Source organism: Succinimonas amylolytica DSM 2873 (assembly GCF_000378405.1).
GTDB lineage: Bacteria > Pseudomonadota > Gammaproteobacteria > Enterobacterales > Succinivibrionaceae > Succinimonas > Succinimonas amylolytica.
The window spans coordinates 1,161,621-1,183,559 of the sequence record NZ_KB899636.1 but is presented as its reverse complement, the minus strand read 5'-3'; the positions used below and the strand labels follow the sequence as shown (position 1 = coordinate 1,183,559).

The 21,939-nt window shown below is 45.2% G+C and carries 15 protein-coding genes; 8 read left to right on the top strand and 7 right to left on the bottom strand.

Annotation, left to right across the window (positions count from 1 at the left end; genetic code table 11):
• Positions 1-2: 2 nt before the first annotated feature.
• Positions 3-1,466, bottom strand: coding sequence for an IMP dehydrogenase (guaB, locus tag F557_RS0105290; RefSeq protein ID WP_019001202.1), 1,464 nt, complete (start codon positions 1,464-1,466; stop codon positions 3-5).
• A gap of 948 nt (positions 1,467-2,414) precedes the next feature.
• Between guaB and F557_RS0105285 the strand changes: the two genes are divergently transcribed.
• Positions 2,415-2,633, top strand: a complete 219-nt coding sequence (locus F557_RS0105285) for a hypothetical protein (protein WP_019001201.1) — start codon at positions 2,415-2,417, stop codon at positions 2,631-2,633.
• A 176-nt stretch (positions 2,634-2,809) separates the two neighbouring features.
• Positions 2,810-4,699, top strand: coding sequence for a signal peptide peptidase SppA (gene sppA / locus F557_RS0105280; protein WP_019001200.1), 1,890 nt, complete (start codon positions 2,810-2,812; stop codon positions 4,697-4,699).
• 100 nt (positions 4,700-4,799) lie between these two features.
• On the opposite strand, the gene F557_RS0105275 is transcribed toward sppA, so the two are convergent.
• Entirely contained in the window at positions 4,800-5,735 is a 936-nt protein-coding gene (locus F557_RS0105275; protein WP_019001199.1) for a sugar-binding transcriptional regulator, read from the bottom strand.
• A gap of 174 nt (positions 5,736-5,909) precedes the next feature.
• Here F557_RS0105275 and trpB point away from each other — a divergent pair, with 174 nt between their 5' ends.
• The 4 genes from trpB (at position 5,910) to istB (ending at position 10,399) form a co-directional block, all read left to right on the top strand.
• Positions 5,910-7,091: a tryptophan synthase subunit beta gene (gene trpB / locus F557_RS0105270; RefSeq protein WP_019001198.1), complete on the top strand. Its 1,182-nt coding sequence runs from the start codon at positions 5,910-5,912 to the stop codon at positions 7,089-7,091.
• A gap of 1 nt (position 7,092) precedes the next feature.
• Positions 7,093-7,890 carry a tryptophan synthase subunit alpha gene (gene trpA, locus F557_RS0105265; protein ID WP_019001197.1) on the top strand — a complete coding sequence of 266 codons (798 nt, stop codon included), beginning with the start codon at positions 7,093-7,095 and terminating at the stop codon, positions 7,888-7,890.
• Positions 7,891-8,327: 437 nt separating this feature from the next.
• Positions 8,328-9,629 carry an IS21 family transposase gene (gene istA, locus F557_RS0105260; protein WP_245539386.1) on the top strand — a complete coding sequence of 434 codons (1,302 nt, stop codon included), beginning with the start codon at positions 8,328-8,330 and terminating at the stop codon, positions 9,627-9,629.
• A gap of 26 nt (positions 9,630-9,655) precedes the next feature.
• Positions 9,656-10,399: an IS21-like element helper ATPase IstB gene (gene istB, locus F557_RS0105255; protein WP_245539385.1), complete on the top strand. Its 744-nt coding sequence runs from the start codon at positions 9,656-9,658 to the stop codon at positions 10,397-10,399.
• A gap of 753 nt (positions 10,400-11,152) precedes the next feature.
• Here istB and F557_RS0105250 read toward each other — a convergent pair.
• From F557_RS0105250 to malQ, 4 genes are all read right to left on the bottom strand, one after another.
• Entirely contained in the window at positions 11,153-11,731 is a 579-nt protein-coding gene (locus F557_RS0105250) for a flavin reductase family protein (RefSeq protein WP_019001195.1), read from the bottom strand.
• Between the two features lie 315 nt (positions 11,732-12,046).
• Positions 12,047-14,392 (bottom strand): glycogen debranching protein GlgX, encoded by a 2,346-nt coding sequence (gene glgX, locus F557_RS18910; protein WP_084761485.1) that lies wholly within the window; start codon positions 14,390-14,392, stop codon positions 12,047-12,049.
• A gap of 9 nt (positions 14,393-14,401) precedes the next feature.
• Positions 14,402-16,585, bottom strand: a complete 2,184-nt coding sequence (glgB, locus tag F557_RS0105240; RefSeq protein ID WP_019001193.1) for a 1,4-alpha-glucan branching protein GlgB — start codon at positions 16,583-16,585, stop codon at positions 14,402-14,404.
• A gap of 399 nt (positions 16,586-16,984) precedes the next feature.
• Positions 16,985-19,174, bottom strand: a complete 2,190-nt coding sequence (gene malQ / locus F557_RS0105235; RefSeq protein ID WP_019001192.1) for a 4-alpha-glucanotransferase — start codon at positions 19,172-19,174, stop codon at positions 16,985-16,987.
• A 603-nt stretch (positions 19,175-19,777) separates the two neighbouring features.
• On the opposite strand from malQ, the gene gap reads away from it, so the two are divergent.
• The gene (gap, locus tag F557_RS0105230) at positions 19,778-20,800 is read left to right on the top strand and encodes a type I glyceraldehyde-3-phosphate dehydrogenase (protein WP_019001191.1); all 1,023 of its coding nucleotides are present in this window, start codon (positions 19,778-19,780) and stop codon (positions 20,798-20,800) included.
• A 74-nt stretch (positions 20,801-20,874) separates the two neighbouring features.
• Here gap and F557_RS21030 read toward each other — a convergent pair whose 3' ends face one another.
• A complete protein-coding gene (locus F557_RS21030) occupies positions 20,875-21,528 on the bottom strand; it encodes a helix-turn-helix domain-containing protein (RefSeq protein ID WP_019001190.1) in 654 nt (217 codons plus the stop codon).
• 231 nt (positions 21,529-21,759) lie between these two features.
• Between F557_RS21030 and F557_RS22595 the strand changes: the two genes are divergently transcribed.
• A partial coding sequence (locus F557_RS22595) for a hypothetical protein (protein WP_026297760.1) occupies positions 21,760-21,939 on the top strand: 180 nt, incomplete at its 3' end.

Sequence of the window (21,939 nt, the reverse complement as noted above, 5' to 3'; positions counted from 1 at the left end):
AATCAAATCCGGTAATTGGGAGCTTCCTTGGTGATGGTAACATCATGGACATGAGATTCCTTGATGCCGGCACCGGTGATGCGAACAAACTGAGCCTTAGTACGCAGTTCATCAATGGTGGCACAGCCAGTAAGCCCCATGGCCGAACGAAGACCTCCCATCTGCTGATGAATAATGCTCTTCAGTACCCCCTTGTAGGGAACACGCCCCTCAATTCCCTCAGGAACCAGCTTTTCAGCAGCATTGTCGGACTGGAAATAGCGATCAGCGGAGCCTTTGGACATGGCGGCAAGGGAGCCCATTCCGCGATAAGATTTGAAGGAACGCCCCTGGAACAGTTCGATTTCTCCCGGAGCCTCTTCGGTACCAGCAAACATCGACCCCACCATTACCAGGTTGGCACCGGCAACCAGAGCCTTGGCGATATCACCCGAATATCTGATACCACCGTCGGCAATTACCTTAACATCAGATCCGGCCAGAGCGCTAACCGCATTGTCAATTGCAGTAATCTGGGGAACACCGCAGCCTGTTACGATACGGGTGGTACAGATTGAACCAGGGCCAATACCAACCTTGACAGTAGTGGCGCCAGCTTCGGCAACAGCCAGAGCTCCCTCGGCAGTAGCTATATTTCCTGCTACAATATCCAGATCCGGATAGGCTTTGCGGGTAGCACTGATACGATCCAAAACTCCCTGAGAATGACCGTGGGAGGAATCTATAAGAAGAACGTCAATACCGGCCTTCACCAGAGCAGCAATTCTTTCATCATTAGCCGGACCAACGCCCACGGCAGCTCCGCAACGCAGACGCCCCATGGCATCGCGACAAGCGTTAGGCTTACCCTCTGCTTTCTGGAAATCCTTAACAGTAATCATCCCCTTGAGACAGAATCTGTCGTCAACTACCAGAACCTTTTCAATACGGTGCCGCTGCATCAGCGACTGTACTTCCTCTCTGGAAGCGTTCTCCCTTACGGTAACCAGTCTTTCCTTGGGAGTCATGGCGTCATAGACCCGCTTGTTCAGGTCGGTGATAAAGCGAACATCACGGCCGGTAATAAGTCCAAGAAGATCGCCCTTGGCATCAACCACCGGGAATCCTGCAAAACCATGTTTATGAGAAAGTGCCAGGATTTCAGCGATAGTGGCTTCCGGATGAACGGTCACCGGATCCTTGACCATGCCGCTTTCGAATTTCTTGACGCGACGAACCTCTTCGGCCTGCTTCTCTATGGACATATTCTTGTGAATGAATCCCAAGCCGCCCTCCTGCGCCAGGGCAATTGCCAGTGCAGACTCTGTAACAGTATCCATGGCAGCGGAAACCATCGGAATATTCAAAGTAATGTTTTTGGTGAGCTGAGTGTGTAGATCAGCAGTATTGGGAAGAACGGTGGAATGGGCCGGAACCAGAAGCACGTCATCAAATGTAAGCGCTTCCTGAGCAATTCTAAGGGTCATGCAAAACCTCTCTCATCAATGATGCATACAAGCAGAAATCAATGGGTAATTTTGCGAGAGTATTATAGTGAAAACACTTCAGTCGGTAAAGAAATATTTAACATTAATCACATTTCCCCGTTACTATTCACAGTCCTTAAAAGTACCGAATCTGGCCATAGGTAATTTTCGAAATACTGGGTGCACGTCATCCCTATCTAGTGGTCGGTGATCAATAGATAATCGGGATGTTGTGTCTGTTCTAAGCTTTTTTGTGTGATTGTCTTACTCATATTAGGATTGGTTCATGGAGAGCCTCTTTTTGAAACCGGGGTAACATCGTTCCAGTGAGCGGTTCCCGGAGGCGGGCGGAAGATTTTCGTATGCGTAAACACCCCCGGATTTCTGTTTCACATAGGATAGCTTCCAGTCATATTTACCTCCAATTGGATATAAAATCCTTATGGTAGGGCTATGCTACAAGGATTAAAAATCAAGAAAAAAGTTAAACAAAGTTAGATTTTTTAAGGGGTTAAAAAAGGGGGCAAGGTGTGGGAGATCGGGTTTTGTCAGAAGGCTGAACCATGTTGCTGCTCAAGACTAAAAAACGAAAAATAAGCGAGAAATGACTGCTAGGCCATGCGGAGTAACGGCTGAGGTAGAAAACAGCTATTATGAACCGGCTGTGAATAGTAACATTTCCCCCGAATATCAGGAAAATCAAAAAGACTGATAGCTCCGGCAGATCAGCACGCATTACTGTTTTAAAGCTCCCGCCCCCACAGCCCGATTACCACACAATAACGACACTTTCATCTGACACAGTTCAGTGCAAATCCCGTATGCCAGACAAATTCGTCCGGCATCAAAAAATGTGAACAAATAGCATACAGGATGCTAAAACAATGTTATAATTGTAAAACTTTTGTAAACCATGTGTTGTGAAGCCTTATAGGAATGCAGCTAGTTATGACCCCCCTTGCAAACCAGTTAAATTTTACAAATATCGAAGAACAGTTACGCAAACCGTCTGTTAATGATGACAAATTTGAAGCTGTTGCCGACAGTGCTGTTGTTTTCAAAAATGATACCAAGTACATTGACGACATTACAGCTCCGCACACCAAGGAATTCACACAGAAGGATCTTCCTCTGGACAGCTTTCTGAACCGTTTTAGAAAGAATTAAAATCAACGAACCTGACAAATCAGCAACCTCCATTTTGTTTTTGTCTTTTGAACTCCTTCGGGAGTTCTTTTTTTTGCTCAAGAGTCACCGGCAGCATTAAAAGTGTGTAAATGCTGAAAAAATATTTTAAAATTACACTGTATTATGCACGGCAATTACTAAGGACGGACCTCATAATGGGTTTTCTAAAATTTCTTGACCGTATCGGGGCTGTATGCACCTATATCAGAAACTTTTTCCTTAATATTTTCTTTTTCCTGTTTCTGTTTTTCGGAATTATTTCATTTTTTTGCTTTCTTGGTGTGCTTACCTTGATTTCTGAGGGAGCTGGTTCCTCATCGAGTGTGAAGAATCCCAAGTCTCCGGTGCTGTCAGTGCTTATCAACACCGCTGTGCAGGATGCTCCACCGGTGGAATCCGTATCCCATCTGATTCTCAATGCCCTGCAAAACAACAAGCCCAAGGATTATTTTTATCTTCAGGATTTCCGAAAGGCCATTCAAAGAGCCACCGATGATAATAAAATCAAAGCGATAGTAATCCGTCTTGGCGATGCAGCTGCTATGCGTATTGATCAGGCAAAAATCATCGGCAGTGAGCTTAAGAAGTTTCAGCAAAAGGGAAAGAAAGTCTATATCTACTCCGAAGCCTACGATCGGAACTCCTATGCTCTGGCATCCTATGTGAAAGATAATGTCTATGCCCATCCGCTAGGTGGAGTCTACCTCTCCGGATATCAGCTGAAATCTATGTACTTCAGGGATCTTCTGGATCATGCCATGATCACAGTATTCACCCCAAAGGCCGGAGAATACAAGAGTGCCATCGAGCCCTTCAATCAGAATGAAATGAGCCCCCATGTGAAGAAAGAATACCAGGGTATTGCCGACAACCTCTGGAATCAGTACAGGAAGCTTATTTCCGAAAATCGTCCCGGAACAAAAATCGAAAACTTTGTCTTCGGAAGTGATCGCTATCTTTCTCTCCTGAAAAAATCCTCTGGAGACGGTGCCAGAGCCTCCAAGGAAGGCTTTTTGGTCGATAAGCTGGCCGACTATGACACCTTCCTGAAGGATGTCTCCCAGGCTGAACACATTTCTCTGAAAACAGACACCAAGATCTACTACCCCAGACTGGAATCCCTGGCATGGGATGACTACCTCAAAATATCCAAGGACTCAGATTCCGAAAAAGGCTCCGGCAAGAGCAAAATTGCTGTTATTTTCGGATCCGGAGAAATCACCCCGACCTCGGAGTACTACTGGGATTTCACCAGTGATAATCTGCTCCCTCAGTTGAACCGGGCAATAGAAGATAAATCCGTAAAAGCTATGATCCTGTATCTTGATACCCCTGGTGGCGACGTATTCGCCTCAGATCAGATCAGAGCCAAGGTCGAAGAATTCAGAAAGTCCGGCAGGAAGGTGGTGGTCTACATGAGCGGCATGACTGCCTCGGGCGGATACATGATATCAACAGCCTCCGACTTCATCGTAGCCGAGCCTACTGCCATCACTGGATCCATCGGAGTATTCGCTATCTCGGGAAATATCAGCAGGCTGGCAAATTTTGCCGGGGTTCATGTTGACGGAGTTGGCAGCGAAGGCTCCCAGGGGATTTCCATAATGGAACCATTTCCCGAGACCTATAAAACCATGGCACAGCTGGAAATTGATCATATCTATGAGGTATTTCTTAAAATGGTGGCCGATGCCAGAAAAATGAAGATGGCAGATGTGCGTCCTATTGCCGAGGGACGCATCTACACTGGTGAACAGGCTGTGGATATCGGACTTGTGGATAAACTGGGCAACTTTGATGATGCTGTGGCCGAAGCCTCAAAGCTGGCCAAGCTTGATGGAAAATTCCGGGTGGTTTATTCAAAGCCTATTGTAACAGACGATATTTCCGATTTCGGTAAAAGCCTGGTACAGGCAGTTGCACTTGTAAACAAACCACTGGCGCTGAAGCTCCTTAACGAGTTCCTGCCCGCACCGAAAAGCATGATTCCTGATGATAAGGGACGTATCAAGACCGTAAGCTTCATTCCGTTTACTGTCCAGTAAATACTGGAAAAACGTTTAAGTGCTTATTACCTAAAAGCCCCGCTGCAGGATAAAACGCGGGGCTTTTTCATGACCATTACGATGCTCCTGGTAAACATGATTATGACTCACCGGAAAATTTCAAAAGTGCTTCGGCCGTAGCCTCGGTCACAGAAAGACTATTCACTCGGCGCGTTCTGAGAGCCCCTGAAAGAGCCCCTACATCCGCCGCATCACCGGCAAAAGCCCAAACCACAGCATGCCTGAATTCCGAAATCCGGATACCTATAAGCCTTCGGGAAATTTCCGGCTCCCTAAAAGCCCCCTCCCTGTCAAAAAAAGAACAGCACATACTCCCCACTATTCCCTGTGATCTCAAAACATCAATATCTTCCCTGAGATAAGCACCGCTCCGATAAGAGCCGGAATTTTCGTCAACACTGCCAATACCGACCAGTGCCAGATCGGCATTTCTCCCTTCCTCAAGAATTTCGCTAATTCCAGGATCCTGGTACAAAAGCCGTCCCAGGTCGGGATTACGAACCAAAAGCGGTGTATTCAAAGTGGCAAAGGAGCCACCAGCACGCATCGCCATCTCCCTGGCAATTTCGTTAGCCTGAAATGACTGCCCACGGCTTCCCGAAATACCAGCTAGCGGAACAAAGGAATTACCAGTTTTTACGGTATCCGGCAGCATGCAGGCAATGCCCCAGAGAGTTCTTCCGCTCATCACAGCAATCCGAGAATATTTTTTAAAGAAAGGGGTCAAATCCCGGACGCACTGCTTATAAAAGCTCTCGTCTCTCTCATTCTCCAAAGTTTTATATACATATACGGTTCTGAGCCCAAAAATCCGCTCCAGTTTTTCTGCAAGATAATCCTCACGATCAAAGGGGGAATCAATAGTAATCTTTACAATACCCTGATTTCTGGCCTCCTGAAGCATCCGGCATACCTGCGGTCTGGAAATACCCAGTTTTTCGGAAATCTCCTTCTGGCTAAGGGAATCCAGGTAAAACAGCCGGCTTACCTTCACCAGATCTCTCGCATTTGACATAACTCCTCCGGAAAAAGAACTGTATTTCATCAACTGCCATAGCTATCAGACTAGCATTTTTGAAATTAATTTCAACATAAAAAATTAATTTCAAAAATGTGAATACTGGTGTTGCCTATAGTAAAATAACAACCATCAAAATGATTCGTTCCTGAAAATTCCAAGGACTTAATTATGAAAAACAAAATGTACGGGGAGTTCGGAGGTCAGTACGTTGCAGAATCTCTGATGCCTACCCTTATCGAACTGGACAAGGCCTACCACGAAATCATCAAAGATCCGAAATTCTGGGAGGAATTCGACTACTACATGAAGGACTATGTAGGTCGTGAAACTCCGCTTTATTTTGCCGAAAAGCTCTCCGCCAAATACGGTCCCCGGATTTACCTGAAACGCGAGGATCTTAACCACACCGGAGCTCACAAGATCAACAACGCCATCGGGCAAATCATGCTGGCCCGGAGAATGGGCAAGACCAAGGTTATTGCCGAAACCGGTGCCGGACAGCACGGTGTAGCCACTGCTACCGCCGCCGCTCTTTTCGGAATGAAGTGCCGGGTATTTATGGGAGCCGAAGACATGAGAAGACAGGCTCTTAACGTCATGAGAATGAGAATGCTGGGAACCGAAGTAGTTGAGGTTCGTTCCGGAACAGATACTCTAAAGGATGCCTGCAACGAGGCTATCAGAACCTGGGCCAAGGATGCCGAGGATACCTTCTACGTTTTAGGCTCGGCAGTAGGCCCTGCTCCCTACCCGGAAATCGTGAAGCGTTTCCAGAGAGTGATTGGCGATGAAGCCAGGAAACAGATTCTTGAAAAAGAAAACCGTCTTCCTTCTGCCGTGGTTGCCTGTGTCGGCGGCGGATCCAACTCCATCGGCATTTATGCCGGATTCCTGGATGATGCCGAGGTTAAGCTCTACGGCGTAGAAGCAGCAGGAAAGGGCATCAGCACCGGAGAACATGCCTCCGCCATGTCTGCCAAAACCATAGGCATTCTTCACGGCATGCGTTCCTACCTCCTTCAGGATGCTGACGGCAATGTCAAAACCGCCTACTCCATATCCGCAGGACTGGATTATCCGGGAGTGGGACCGGAACATGCGTACCTTTGCCAGACTGGCAGAGTTACCTACGATGCCGTAACTGATTCCGAGGCCATGGAAGCGCTTCTGGAGCTCTGCAAGCTGGAAGGCATTATTCCTGCCATTGAAAGCTCCCACGCCCTTGCCTATCTGCCAAAGCTCTGCAAAACACTGACAAAGGACGATGTGGTCATTGTTAACCTGTCAGGACGTGGTGACAAGGATGTGAACACCATCGCCGGCTACATTAACGAAAAAGGTGGTCTGTAATATGAACAGAATCGAAGAAAGATTGAATTCCCTTAAAAACAGGGGCGAAAAGGCTTTTATTACCTATGTAACCGCAGGATTGCCAAGTCTCAGCGATACTGTTTCCATAATCAAGGCTCAGGATGAAGCCGGTGTGGATGTTATCGAACTGGGAGTACCGTTCTCAGATCCCATTGCTGATGGTCCGGTTATTCAGGCAGCTTCCATTGAGGCCATTAAAAACGGTACCAACATCAACAAAATTTTTGAGATGATGCGGGAACTCAGAAAAGACTGTCAGGTTCCGGTGGTGTTTATGCTTTACTACAACACCATTAACCACTTTGGAATCAAGAAATTCGTGGAAACCTGTGCCGAGTGCGGTGTGGACGGCCTTATCGTTCCGGATCTCCCGTACGAGGAAAGCTTTGAACTTAAGGAATTTCTGACCATTCCCGGCGCACCGTTCCTGTTACCGCTCATCGCCCCTATCTCAGGAGACAGAATTCCGATGCTTCTTGAGGATGCTCACGGCTTTGCCTACTGCATTTCATCTATGGGTGTTACCGGTCAGGATGCAAACGAGTTTTACAAAAACACCACTGATTACCTGGACAATGTCAGAAATATTTCCAAAATTCCAGTAATGATGGGGTTTGGCATCAAAGAATACGCCGATGTAAAACCATATGCGGATCATATTGACGGCTGCATTGTCGGTACTCATCTCATCAATATCATGAGAGAAACTAACTTCAGCCTGGAGGCTATAAAGAACTACGTTTCCGAATTCAAAAAAGCACTGAACTCTGGACGATAGGAACTAGCATTCCTGACAATCTTACAGCTCCCGGTTCTGTCCGGGAGTTTTTTTAGACAAAGATGACTTTCGGAACCATTCAGGATATAACTGCTTCCTCTTTCAAGTAACCTGATTTGTATTAGGTATTAGCCCCTTCATTCCAAGGCTTCGGTAATCCTTGACAGGAGCACCGGAGAAATCCCTGACACATCCCTTCATTCCGCACCAAATAAAGACAGAACCAGGAACAAGGCCATATATGATAAGGAGTCGCTCAATTATCGAATTAGCATTTTACTATGCATATCATAGATCTGTCAGAGAACGGCCATACAGTAATACTTCTTTACCAGAGTGCGCTGATATCATTGTTAAACGATCGTAAAAGTTGACCACCTAAACGAATTAAAGTTGACCACCTATAAATTATGAAACAAATAGATAATGGAGTGGTCATGAGAAGATCTAAAAAACATAAAATGTCGGAATATCTTATAAAAGAAAATGGGTATTCCAGAATGTTTGATTCAATATTTCAAAATCAGATCCATGAACTTTCTAAACAAGGAAAGTCTATCAGGGATATAGCCAGAAAATTGGGAATTTCAAGGCAATCTGTTCGTAAATACATGAATGGTATTCAACAACCAAAGGTACATGTGCAGGACAGTTTTAATAACTATTTGAAGATCAACAGAGAAACAATTAAAGAGCTGTTTTTCGAGATGAATGGACACTGTGTACCTCTGCTGAGAAAACTTAAGGAATCGTATGATGGCAGTGCGAATTTACGAGGGTTACAGATTTTCTGCAAACAGTTTAGAAAGGAACTGAAGAATCGTGGCGAATCAATCCCTTGCCGCTATGAAACTCAACCTGGTGATCACCTGCAGATAGATTTTGGAGAACAGGATGTGATGATAGGCGGGAGTAATATCAGGATTCACTTTTTTGTTAGTGTTCTCGGTTATTCGAGAAGAATTTACGTAAAGGCGTTTACGGCAGAAAATACTGAAGCATGGCTTAATGGTATTGAGAATGCTTTTAGACATTTTGGAGGAGTTCCTCTGGCAATAGTCTCAGATAATACAAAATGTCTGGTTACAGTACATAACGGCAGTGAGCTCAAATTTAATGAAAGGTATACGGCATTCTGCCATTATTGGAATGTTAAGCCTGTCGCGTGTACGCCATATAAACCCCGCTCTAAAGGTAAATGTGAACGTATGGTAAGGTATTTCAAGGAAAATGCACTACCAGGCAGAAACTTTGATTCTCTTGAGGACTTACAGAAGTGGATAGATTTATGGTTGGTGAAATACTCAGACGTAAGGAAACTTTCACTGGTTCATACCTCCGGCATACAAGCTGAAACTCCGGCAGAAAGATTTACACAAAAGGAACGATCTGAACTTAGGACTGTTGACAGGGTATTTTTTACAAACATACGTGAGGAAACCAGAAAGGCAGACAAGTGTGGCCTTATCCGCGTCGAGAACAGATTGTATAAACTACCGGAGCAGTACTCCAATCAAAGCGTATTTATTCAGATAACAGACACAGAAATCATCTTCCACGATGCTGATAATAAAGTTATCAGAATAGATAAGGCCACTTCCTTTTATACTGCAAAATTACAGGAAAAATCAACCATTAAAATTTTTAATGACGTTAGTCCCGATTATGAAACGTGGGGGCAGAACAGCCTGTCACGTTCACTCGATGAGTATGCAAAGGTTACTGGGGGATCATGGTAATGGCATCTGACAACAATCTTATTGCTATGGCTGACAGGCTGAATTTGACTTTCTGCAGAGATCACATTGAGGAAATTATCAGTGAAACTACAAACAGCAGAATGAATCCCAGAGAAATATTGCAGTTTGTCTTTAGTCGTGAAATTAGTCGTCGAGAGGAAAACAGAATAAGGATTGGGATTATGGCAGCCCATTTCCCTCGCAAATGCACTCTTGAGGAGTTTGACTTCTCGGTGCAGCCTTGTATCGATACGGCTGTCATCAGAGAACTTAAAACGCTGTCCTGGGCTGGCAGTGGCTCTAATATTCTCTTTCTTGGACCTCCAGGAGTAGGCAAAACACACCTGGCCATAGGATTCGGTCTGCTTGCCGTAAAACAAGGATACTCAGTACTTTTTAAAACGGCAGAAGCTCTTATCAAAGAACTCTCCGAAGCCCATGAAATGGGAAAGCTTGAACAAAAAATGCAGAAACTTGCTAAGGTTAAAGTCCTCATCATTGATGAATTAGGATACTGTCCCTTCAGTGCAAATGGCTCACATCTTTTGTTTCAGCTGATAAGCAGAAGATATGAATCCAAAAGTACTGTTATAACCAGCAACAGACCTGTCAGTGATTGGGGGCTGATACTTGGTGATACAACTGCCGCCACTGCTATTTTAGACAGACTGCTTCATCATTGTAGTGTGCTTACAATCAATGGCGACAGTTACAGATTGCTCGCTGCCAAGAAGGCAAATTTATTGGCAAAGAATGAAAGTTTAAGTTAAAATCGGAGTGGTCAACTTCCGATCGTTTTAGTGGTCAACTTTTTCGATCGTTCTACAATCATATTCGTAGTTTTTGCCAGATTTGCAGTGCTACAACAATTTCTTTTTCATGCTTCCATGTGGAAAAGGAAGCCAAACTTAAAGACCAATCGCTGTCTGATGAATGAACAGAAATGCTATTCCTGAGCTGGCAATGTCAGGATATTTTAACAAAGCACTGACAACCATAATTTTAGGAATTCCTCATCCCTAACAGCCTGAAAACCTCGGAACCGTTTTCCAAAAAAAGCTCATGTTACCAAGTCACAAAACCTGTGAATAATTCTGTTAGCAACTAAAAAAAACAGTTTATTTAGAAACTTGTTCTTGATTTTTGTATTCAAAGCAAGAATTGTGCAAATTCTGAGCACTTTTGAAAAAAATTTAGCAAAAACACCAGATCTAGTTCTCATAATCACACAAAAACACAATTTATAGTTTTTTAGATAGCAGATACGAATCCTCGTATCCATTTTCAAGTAATGAAAGACCTTTCCTGTCCGCTTTAGCACTTTCTTCACAGAACAATATGAAAGCATTTCATATTTTCAAAAGTTATCAACTCTCCCGACTAGACAATTACTTTTATTCACCCCTGTCTGCACTGTTGTTACCGGGTAAACTTTCTCCTCTCCAAAAACAAAAGCCACTCCAAAGAGTGACCTTTTGCGAATAACCCACATGTATGGTGGTGAATTTCAACAAAACACCATACTACTTTTTAATAAGCTCCTTTCCATCCTTGAAAGCATTACCAACCTTCTCGGCACAGAGCACGTAGTAATGACCATCAGGAGCGTAGGAAACAGCCTTAAGCTTTGCGGGATCAATAACGCCGTTTTCGTCCAAAATCGATTCGTCGGCAGAAGCATTGACCACCTCCCCCACTACCCGGAAATCATCCTTCTTCTCATTCTGGTACATAGTAAGAACCTTGCACTCAAGAGTCAGCGGAAGCTCCCGGAACATCGGGGCATATACATGAGGCGCCGGCTCATCATGAAAGCCTGCCTGCTCTATCTTATCCGCAACCTTCTTGCCGCTGACTAAACCAACATAGTCAGCCTCCCTGAGCACACTCTGAGTGGCCATGCTTAAAGTAAAAGCCTTATGCAGCCGAATGTTATGAGAGGTCTTGTGATCAATGGAAAGGTTGATTTCCACTTCTTTAAACCCCCAGACGCATCCCCAAGCAGCGGTCATCAGATTTGGAATTCCGTCCGCATCGTATGTTCCCACCAGCAGAACCGGCTGCGGATAAATTAAAGGCTTTTCACCTAAATCCTTGCGCATTTAAAATCTCCTCGGCACTTTCGATTTCGTCTTCATGATAATCGGAAACAGTTCGATCCGATTCCGTGAAACTGTATCCCTGATTTTATGACGAACTCTGGTGTTCGGCAAAGAAATCAGCAAATCAAATCCCCAAAATGTCGGCGTTCTCAGATCGGCATGTCATGAAAAACAAATCTTCACAGACGGATTTCCCAAAATCTTAACAAAAGTCCGGCATAATGAGTAAAGCAGGACAAAAAAAGGAACCAGTTTCTGACTCTGATTCCTTTATTAAAGAATTTGCTGAATCCTGTTAGTTTTTCTTATCAAGACTTATCTTTTCTTACCGAATTTGCTTCTGATAAGACTCTTCTTTCTGAAGGCAAAACTCTTTCTCGCATGACTGAACTTGTGAGAAGGAGAGCCACTCTTTCTGGCAGGAGTCTTAAAGCTGCAGACTAGCATATCATCATTCTCAGGGACAGCCGCTTCTTCGGTATCAGAAATTTCCTCAGTACCTGAAACCACATCGGTCTTCGGTTCCGCAGTCTGTTCCATTCTCTCAATAATGCTGGCCACTCGTTTGCCGTCGTCCGGAATTTCCTTGAGAAGTTTCACCGAGGAAGAACAGCATACGGGATACAGCCCGGTTTCGTCACTGAAACGACGCGGCGTGCCGTCCGCCTCACAGGTATCCATAACGGCACTCCAGCGTCTTCCAGGAGAATTCTCCGGAAGATGGAAGCAGATATCGTACCCGCTGGCATTAAACATAATAACAAAACGTTCACCAGTAGCATCGCTACAACCGATATCCAGCATGAACACCTGTGCCACCGGAGAGTGCCAGTCATTATCCACCAAAGCAAAACCGCTGGGATGATACCAGTTAACCTCATGATGAGGTTTCCCTGTGATTCGGAATTTGTCATCTCTAAGCTGGAGCTCGGTAAACACCCGGGAACTAAGACGGATGCTGGTCAGAAGCTTCACAAAGTTATAGAGATCCTGCTTGTCCTTGTCCAGATCCCAGTGCACCCAGCTGAGCTCGTTATCCTGACAGTAGGCATTGTTATTGCCATTCTGAGTTCTGGAAATCTCATCTCCGGCCACGATATGGGGAATCCCCTGGGAAAGCATTACCGTAGCCAGCATATTTCTCTTTATCTGAGCCCGTTTCTTCTGAATTCTGACATTTTTGGTGGGGCCTTCCTCGCCATAATTGCAGGAAACATTATTGCTGGTACCGTCCTTGTTGTCCTCCTTGTTGGCCTCATTATGGCGGTTGTTATAGCTAACAACATCCTCCAGTGTGAAACCGTCATGATAGGAAACAAAATTTACAGAAGAGTTGATGGATCTTAAATCTTTAGGATAGATGTCTCGGGAACCTAAAAGCCGGGTGGCGAACTCTCCCATGCAGCCGGGATCTCCTCTCCAGAAGGAGCGTACTGTATCACGATAGCGATCGTTCTGTTCGCTCCACTTGGGAGGAAACTGTCCCAGACGATAACCGAACCCGCCAATATCCCAGGGCTCGCCAATAAGGAGGGCTCTGCTTATAATCGGATCCGCATTCACAGACTTGAAGAAGGTTCCGTGAGGCTCAAAGGAGTTGAACACATACGGGGTAGTCTCCCGGGCTACTGTTACCGCAAGATCAAACCGGAAACCGTCAACCTGCATTTCAGTTAGCCAGTAACGAAGGGAATCCAGAATAATTCTGAGCCCCGGCTCCGAAGATGCATTAAAGCTGTTGCCGCAGCCGGTAACATTGGTGGTAGCCTCATAATTAAAGCCTTTCCCGTCGGCACTGTGCTCATAAACATAATAATTACGGTTGTCAAAGCCTCGGAATGAAACATTAGGTCCACCGTAGCCGCCTTCCGCAGTATGGTTGTAAACCACATCGAGAATTACGGCAATACCGGCCCGATGGAACTCCCGAATCATGGTTTTAAATTCGGTAACCGCATCCCCGAAGGCATAGGAAGGCTCTGGAGCCATAAAGGATATCGGATTATAGCCCCAGTAATTGGAAAGCCCCATATCCACCAGCCGGGATTCACTCATTTTGGCATAAATAGGCATGAGCTGCACCACGGTAATGCCGAGAGTTTTTATGTAATTAATGACCTCCGGCTGGCAAAGACCAAGGTAGGTACCGCGAAGATGCGGCGGCACAAGCTCATTCAGTTTGGTAAAGCCCTTTACATGAGTCTCGTAAATAATGGCCTTGCCACGGGTAATATTCGGTTTCTGCACTCCTTGCCAGTCAAAAGCATCATCCACCACCACTGATTTGCTTATAAAGGCCCGGGAATCATGAAGATATTTGTCATAATTCCAGAGCACCGGCCGACTGAGCTTTTTGGCATAAGGATCGATAAGAAGTTTTTCAGGATCAAAGGCAACGCCATCCCGGGGGGCGTATTTACCATCTACACTGTATGCATACAGCTGCCCCGCCTGCACCCCGGCTATACAGCCATACCAAATCCCGTTATTCTTTTCAGGTAAGTCAAAACGGCAAATTTCCTGCTCATCATTGGTGTAAAGCACCAGGGTTACCTTTGAGGCTTCCGGCGCCCAGACACTGAAATTACAGCCCCTATCACACAAAGAGGCCCCTAGCGGGGCCTCTCTACCTGATACGAGCGTGAATTTATCACTGCTCATATTAGTTTACTAATCTCCGATACGTTTCAGGAATACTGTAGCGAGCGGAGGGAGATTCAGAGTAATTGAATGATACTGACCATGCCATGAAACATCGCTGGCTTTAAAGGTCAGACCGCCTACATCAAAATCACTGCCCCAGTAGTGCTTGCTGTCAGTATTCAACAATACCTTGTATGTGCCCTTCTTTGGTACGCCAAGACGGTAGTTCTGATGTGGAGTCGGAGTGAAATTACTTACAACAATGATTTCGTTATCCTGATTCTCATCACGTCTTATCAGAGCGAAAATGCTGTTCTGATAGTCGCTGTGATCAAGCCACATGAATCCGCACTTGTCATAATCTGCATTATATAACGCCGGCTCGGAAACATACAATTTGTTAAGATCACGAACGAGCTGTTTCTGTCCTCTGTGCTTGTCAAAATCGAGGAGCCACCACTGCAGCTGACTGTCATGGTTCCACTCCGCAGTCTGAGCAAATTCACTTCCCATGAAGTTCAGCTTCTTGCCCGGATGCGCATACATGTAGCCAATATAGGCACGGAGGTTTGCTGCCTGCTGCCATTCATCACCCGGCATCTTATAAAGCAGAGACTGCTTGCCATGAACAACCTCGTCATGAGAAAGCGGCAGGATGAAGTTTTCATCGTAGGCATAAATCATGGAGAAGGTCATCTCACTGTGATGATACTTGCGGTAGATAGGGTCCTTCTTCATATACTCCAGAGTATCGTGCATCCAGCCCATGTTCCACTTGAATCCGAATCCAAGACCGCCATTGAAGGTCGGACGGGAAACTGCAGGGAATGCGGTAGATTCTTCGGCCACAGTCATACAATGCGGATAGTTCTTGTAAACCTCTTCGTTAAACCACTTGAGCAGGCTGATAGCCTCGTAGTTATGATTTCCGCCGTCCACGTTAGGAATCCACTCGCCGGCCTTTCTGGAATAATCCCAGTAAAGCATGGAAGCCACAGCATCAACGCGAAGGCCGTCAATATGATAGTGATCCAGCCAGAAAAGAGCGGAAGCCACCAGGAACTGTCTTACGGTATCACGACCAAAATCGTAGATATAGGAATTCCAGTCCGGATGCCAGCCTCTCCTCGGGTCCTCGTATTCATAAAGCGGGGTACCGTCAAATCTGGCAAGGCCATGGGAATCTGAAGGGAAGTGAGCCGGAACCCAGTCAAGAATCACACCGAGTTTAGCCTCGTGGCATTTATCCACAAAAAACTTGAAATCATCAGCAGTACCGAAACGGCTGGTAGGAGCAAAAAGACCTACAGGCTGATAACCCCAGGAACCGGAAAACGGATGCTCCATAACTGGCATGAGCTCGATATGGGTATAACCCATATCCTTTACATAAGGAATCAGCTGCTCGGCCATTTCGCGATAGGAAAGGGAGGAACCGTCCTCATGACGCTTCCAAGAACCAAAATGAAGCTCGTAAATTGACATCGGCTGCTTCAGCTTATTATTGTTCTGGCTCTTAATCCACTCGCTGTCATGCCATTCGAACTTGTTCTGATCATAAACCACAGAAGCAAAGGAAGGATACTGTTCGGCATAGAAGCCCACAGGGTCAGATTTGTGAGGCAGTCTGTTGCCCATCGGATCCTTGAGCTCATATTTGTAACGGTCGCCGACCTTGATGCCTGGAACAAAAAGCACCCAATGACCCAAAAGGCTCTTTTCCATAGGATGACGACGACCATCCCAGAAATTAAAGTCACCAATTACACTCACATTACTGGCTGAAGGAGCGTATACAGCAAAACGAACTCCCTTTACCTTTACGCCATCAACCTCAATTTCGGTAAGCTGAGCGCCGAGAGTGCGATAGAGGTTGGCAGCCTCGTTGCGCATGGTGGAAAGACCTGCAAAGGCCTCATTGCGGAATTGGTAGGGATCAATTACCGGGACGCTCGAATCCTGATAATGCACATCAAATGAATAATGGAATTCCTTATCGGCATCAGGAAATTCAAGCTCAAAAAGACCGTCCTCATTGACGCGGTTCATCTTGCCAAGCTTCTTCTTGCCGTCCAGGGACTTTACATCCACCTCAAGGGCACCGGGAAGCCACGTTCTGAGAAGAAAGCCCTTCTTCCCCTCAACCTTCTGAAGTCCAAAGGTTTCAAAAGGCTTTGCCAAAGCGGCATTATTCAAATCATCAATCAGCATCTAAATATTCCTTACAAAATTTTCCTTTACAAAGCCCCCGAAGGCCGAAAGAAAAACCGTCAACAAAAACACGGAATCCTATCCGGAGATTAGATCCCTATTGTCCCATTTATTGAATTTTTATACATTACGGGATTTTTTTCCAAAAAATATTTCCATAACTTGAACTTGATCTTGAAAATTAGGGCTGGGGCGAGAAAAACGAACAGTTCCAACCGAAAAATTCTCAGGAAGAACTTTAAACAAAAGAGCTGGGATGAATTTCTAAAGACTAGACAATATCAGGAAAACAGGTCAAAAAAAAAAACAGATTAAGCCATAACTGTCAGCACAAAAAAGCCGGCAGTACCGTAGCAAAACGCTACAGACCTGCCGGCTTGGAATGGACCTCAGCTGGGATTAATGGCCGGAAACACTGTTTCTGGCTTCTGTCATATCCTGAAGCAATTTAGCCACATCAGGATCTGAGAAAATCTCATCCAGATTCTTGGTAATCTTGCGACGCCAGTTCGGATATTCGGAAGAAGTGCCCGGAACATTCACCGGCTTCTCCATCCTGATCCAGTCCTCAATCTGGGTACTGAACAGAGCACAGCTACCACGGCACATATGAATCTGAAGTCCCTTGAGAAGCTCAGGAGTCATCGGGCAGTTACGGCCATCCCGGGAAACCGAATCAGGCACAGAACCCAGTCCATGAAGGCTATCCAGAATTCTCTGCTGGTCATAGTAACGCCCCTCACCAATATCGTGAGCCTGCTTCTCATTGTAAAGTCCAAGCTCAAGACCTAGCTTTAGATCCTCATGATTCCACCAGCCAACGATAGTAGGCATATCGTGAGTAGAAAGCGCACTCATAGCCTGTTCCGGATAATCTCTCGGAGCCAGATAGCCGCCGTCAGCAGCCTTTTCCCAGAAGAAAATACGGTAGGAATGAATACCGGCCTCTTTCAGAATAGTACGCATCTCATCAGGAACAGTACCCAAATCCTCTCCAATAATCAGACACTTGTTACGATGAGATTCCAAAGCAAGAATGCCGACAAGATCCTTCACTCTGTAATACACATAAACGCCGTTGCTGGCAGGAGCTGCCGGCGGCACCCACCACAATCTGTAAAGAGACATGGCATGGTCAATACGGAGAGAACCGCAGTGCCTCATGTTGGCGCGGAAAAGATCAATCATCGGCTGATACTTTTCATCCAAAAGCTTCTGCGGATCCATCGGAGGAAGCCCCCAGTTCTGCCCCAAAGGTCCCAGCGGATCAGGAGGAGCACCTACAGACGCCTTGGTGCAGTAGATATTTCCGTTGGCCCAAATCTCTTCGGAACCGTTGGACACTCCTACAGCCAAGTCGCGGTAGATACCTACTGCCATTCCTCTTTCCTTGGCTACGTTGTTTGCCTTCTCAAGCTGTTCATCAGCAACAAACTGCAGGAACATGTAGAATCTGATATCAGCCTCGTGCTTTTCCTGCCAGTTCTTAACAGAAGCATTGGTATACTTCTGATAGATTGCAGGCCATACCGGCCAGCCCCACGCCTGCTTGCCCTGATTATACAGATATTCCTGCAGAGCATCATAAGTGGCCATCTGATAGAGGGAAATGCCACCGTCATTGCAGAACTTGGTAAAGGCCTTGCCTCTTCTGGATCTGCCGTCAGCAATGGTTGAACTGTTAAAGAGTTCCCTCAGCACTTCAAGCTTCAGCTTCATAACACCGGTATAATCAACATACTCGGAACTTCTGAGCTGATTAAGCTTCTTCTGGAAATCAATGGAACATACCTTGCGACGTACTTCCTCATTTTCAGAATACTCCTGGGTATCCTCAACGCTTATGTAAATAACATTCAGCCAGCGTCTAGAGGAAGGACTGTAAGGAGAAGCCGATTCCGGATTTGAAGGATAGGCAGCATGAATAGGATTTATCCCAACAAATCCTGCCCCACTGTCAGCAAGATATCTGATGAGCTCTGATAAATCAGAAAAATCCCCGATACCCCAGTTTCTGGAGCTTCTGAGAGCATAAAGCTGCACGCTGGGTCCCCATACCTTAGTCCCTTCCTGAATCTTCTGGGGTTTGTAACAGCTCTTCGGACAGACAATCAGTCTGACTCCAGAAATAGTACGCTTTCTGGTCTTAAAAGTTATCTCGTGATATCCAAAAGGCAGATCAATAGGAACCTTGGCATCATATGCCGTATACTTGGAACCGTGCATAGTTCTGCTTTCGCCCTTTTCGCTCAAATTAGTCAGAACCGGTCCCTGACACTTTGTGCCATCTTCCTTTGTTATTTCAAAGGTAAGCGGATCCCTGGCTTCATCGTCAGTAAGTCTTATGACGAATGAAAGACCTTCATTTTCAAAGGCCACAATCACAGGTTCCACACCCCTGTCGAAAAGCTCGTCCTCCTGAGAGTTAAACTGCTTCTGCAGCGATGCTTCGTCATCAACATCATAGCCAAGCGCACGGAGACACTCAATCTTGCTCTCGCGGGAAATTACCTTCTTGTTTCCGTCGGCGGCAACATACTCATCTGCAATGCCCCTAGCCCTGGCAATTTGTTCAATTAAATCTGTCATATATCAACCATAATCCGGGTTACTTGTAATCAACCGGATATCATTTTATAGCAAAAAATAGCGTTGGGGTAGTATGAATCAGCGACAAAATCTTTTATCTTAAAAATTATTATCACTGAACTAAGAATTCGTACATTTTATATTCCAATAATAAGCTGTTATCATGTATACTTTCCCTTTTTCACAACAACATGCATATGTTATTAAATCCTGTTAATAAAGCTTACCGCTTATATAATCAACTCATATTATATATATTATTAACCATTACTAGAATCTGATTCTCAAGAATTTTTAAAATCATTAACAATCTCAGATATCTCTTTAAACATCATCAAAAATTCGAAGTATCTTTCAGTTATACATTAATTATGTAGAACCATCAGCAGAGAATGATTCCTAGTAGAGTTTCTGCACCATATACCGTAAACAAGAGTATCTTTCATATTCGTACTTTCCTTTATGATACTTTGAACAATGAATATAGAAAAACTCGATGAAATGATAATAAAACAGCTTGCATAGCGCCGTGATTTTGGGTAAATTATGCCTTGTTGATTTTTTTATTAACTACTTAGTTGTTAAGTGTTTTAGGTAATAATTATGACTGACAAGATCAAAGTTGGTATTAATGGTTTTGGCCGTATCGGCCGTTTTGTTTTCCGTGCTTCCGTTGAAAACCGCGACGACATCGAAGTTGTAGGCATCAACGACCTCTGCCCGGTTGACTATCTTGCTTACATGCTCAAGTTCGACACCATGCACGGCAAGTTCAATCACGAAGTTTCCGCTGACGTAGAAAAGAGCGAACTTATTGTTGACGGCCGTCGCATTCGCGTTACCGCTGTTAAGAACCCTGCAGAGCTTAAGTGGGACGAAGTAGGCGCTGAATACGTAGTTGAATCCACTGGTCTCTTCCTCACCAAGGAAAAGGCTCAGGCTCACCTCGACGCTGGCGCTAAGTACGTTGTTATGTCCGCTCCTTCCAAGGATGACACTCCGATGTTCGTTTGCGGCGTTAACTTCGACAAGTACGAAAAGGGCACTCAGTTCGTTTCCAACGCTTCCTGCACCACCAACTGTCTGGCTCCTATTGCCAAGGTTCTTAACGACAAGTTCGGCATTACCGATGGCCTCATGACCACTGTTCACTCCACCACCGCTACTCAGAAGACTGTTGATGGTCCTTCTCTCAAGGATTGGCGCGGCGGTCGTGCAGCTGCTGGTAACATCATTCCTTCCTCTACTGGCGCTGCCAAGGCTGTGGGCAAGGTTATTCCTGAACTCAATGGCAAGCTTACCGGCATGTCCATGCGCGTTCCTACCCTCGACGTTTCAGTAGTTGACCTCACTGTTAACCTCAAGACCCCTGCTACCTATCAGCAGATCTGCGACGCCATGAAGGCCGCTGCTGACGGCGAGCTTAAGGGTGTTCTGGGCTACACTGACGAAGCTGTTGTATCTTCCGATTTCCTCGGTGATACCCACACCTCTATCTTCGATGCCAAGGCTGGTATCGCTCTTACCGACACCTTCGTTAAGGTTGTTTCCTGGTATGACAATGAAATCGGCTACTCAAACAAGGTTCTCGAACTCATTGCTCACATGAAGAAGGTTAACGGTTAATAGGTTTTCTCTAGAGAACTGATTACTTAACTCAGTTAGTGAAAACCCGGGCATGCCCGGGTTTTTTGTATCTCCTATGCATTTTCTACTGAATGCAGTCTGCGATACTCACCAGGAGTCATGGCATTGTGCCTGACAAACATTCTGGTAAAGTAAGACTGATTTCCGAAACCGCAGCTCCCGGCAATGTCAACTATCCGATCCGAAGTTTCTCGTAGCATTTTAGCCGCCGCTCGGATTCGATGTTCCGTCAGGTATTCGTTAAAGCTTTTTGAAGTGGTCTTCTTGAAGATTTTCATAAAATGACTATCCGACAGGCAGCATTCTCTGGCCACTGCGCTAACTGATATCTTCTGTTCATAATGATTGATCACTGCATCAAGAGCCGGTCTGATTTTGGAAAAATCCATCTGGTATTCGCTAATAGTCCTGTCTGCCTTCGTCTGATGCTGACTCAGTATCTGAAAAAGCATGTAAAGGCATCCCATAACCCCTATCTGAAAATCATCGTAGCTCTGATGTCTCATTTCTATCAGGAGCTTCAAATATGGCAGAAGCTCCTGATTGAGCGGCTCTATCTTTCCAATAAATTCTGGAAAAAATTTGTTGCCGTTTTTTAAATCCGAAATTTTCTTAACATTCTCTTCATCAAGAGCACTGCTGAGCAGAAGTGCCGGATCAAACAGGATGGAAAAGAAATCCGCCTCCTGATTCCGGTACTGTTCCACGCAGTGAGGATAACGCGGATTCGCTATCAGAATATCACCCTCCTCAGCAACAAAATGACGACTGCATATAGAAAACCTGTGTTCCGCAGTCTAATTACTAAATTTTCATAATCTTCCTCTAGTGCAGGCCTTTAATATCAAGGGTCTGCACTTTTTTTGATTTTTTAAAATTGCCGTATTTATATGGTGCTATATGGTGCATTTATGGTATAATACCTCATAGGATGTTAAATGTTTCTTGCCGAGGTTCTTATGTTTCTGACCATCAAAAAAGCAGGTGGAGGTAGATACCTTTATCTTATAGAATCTGTTTATGATCCAAAGACAAAGAAGGTAAAAAAGAAAATTATTCAAAACTTTGGCAAATCCGAGGAGTTTATCGAAAAGAACCCTGAAAAGTATGCTGAATTA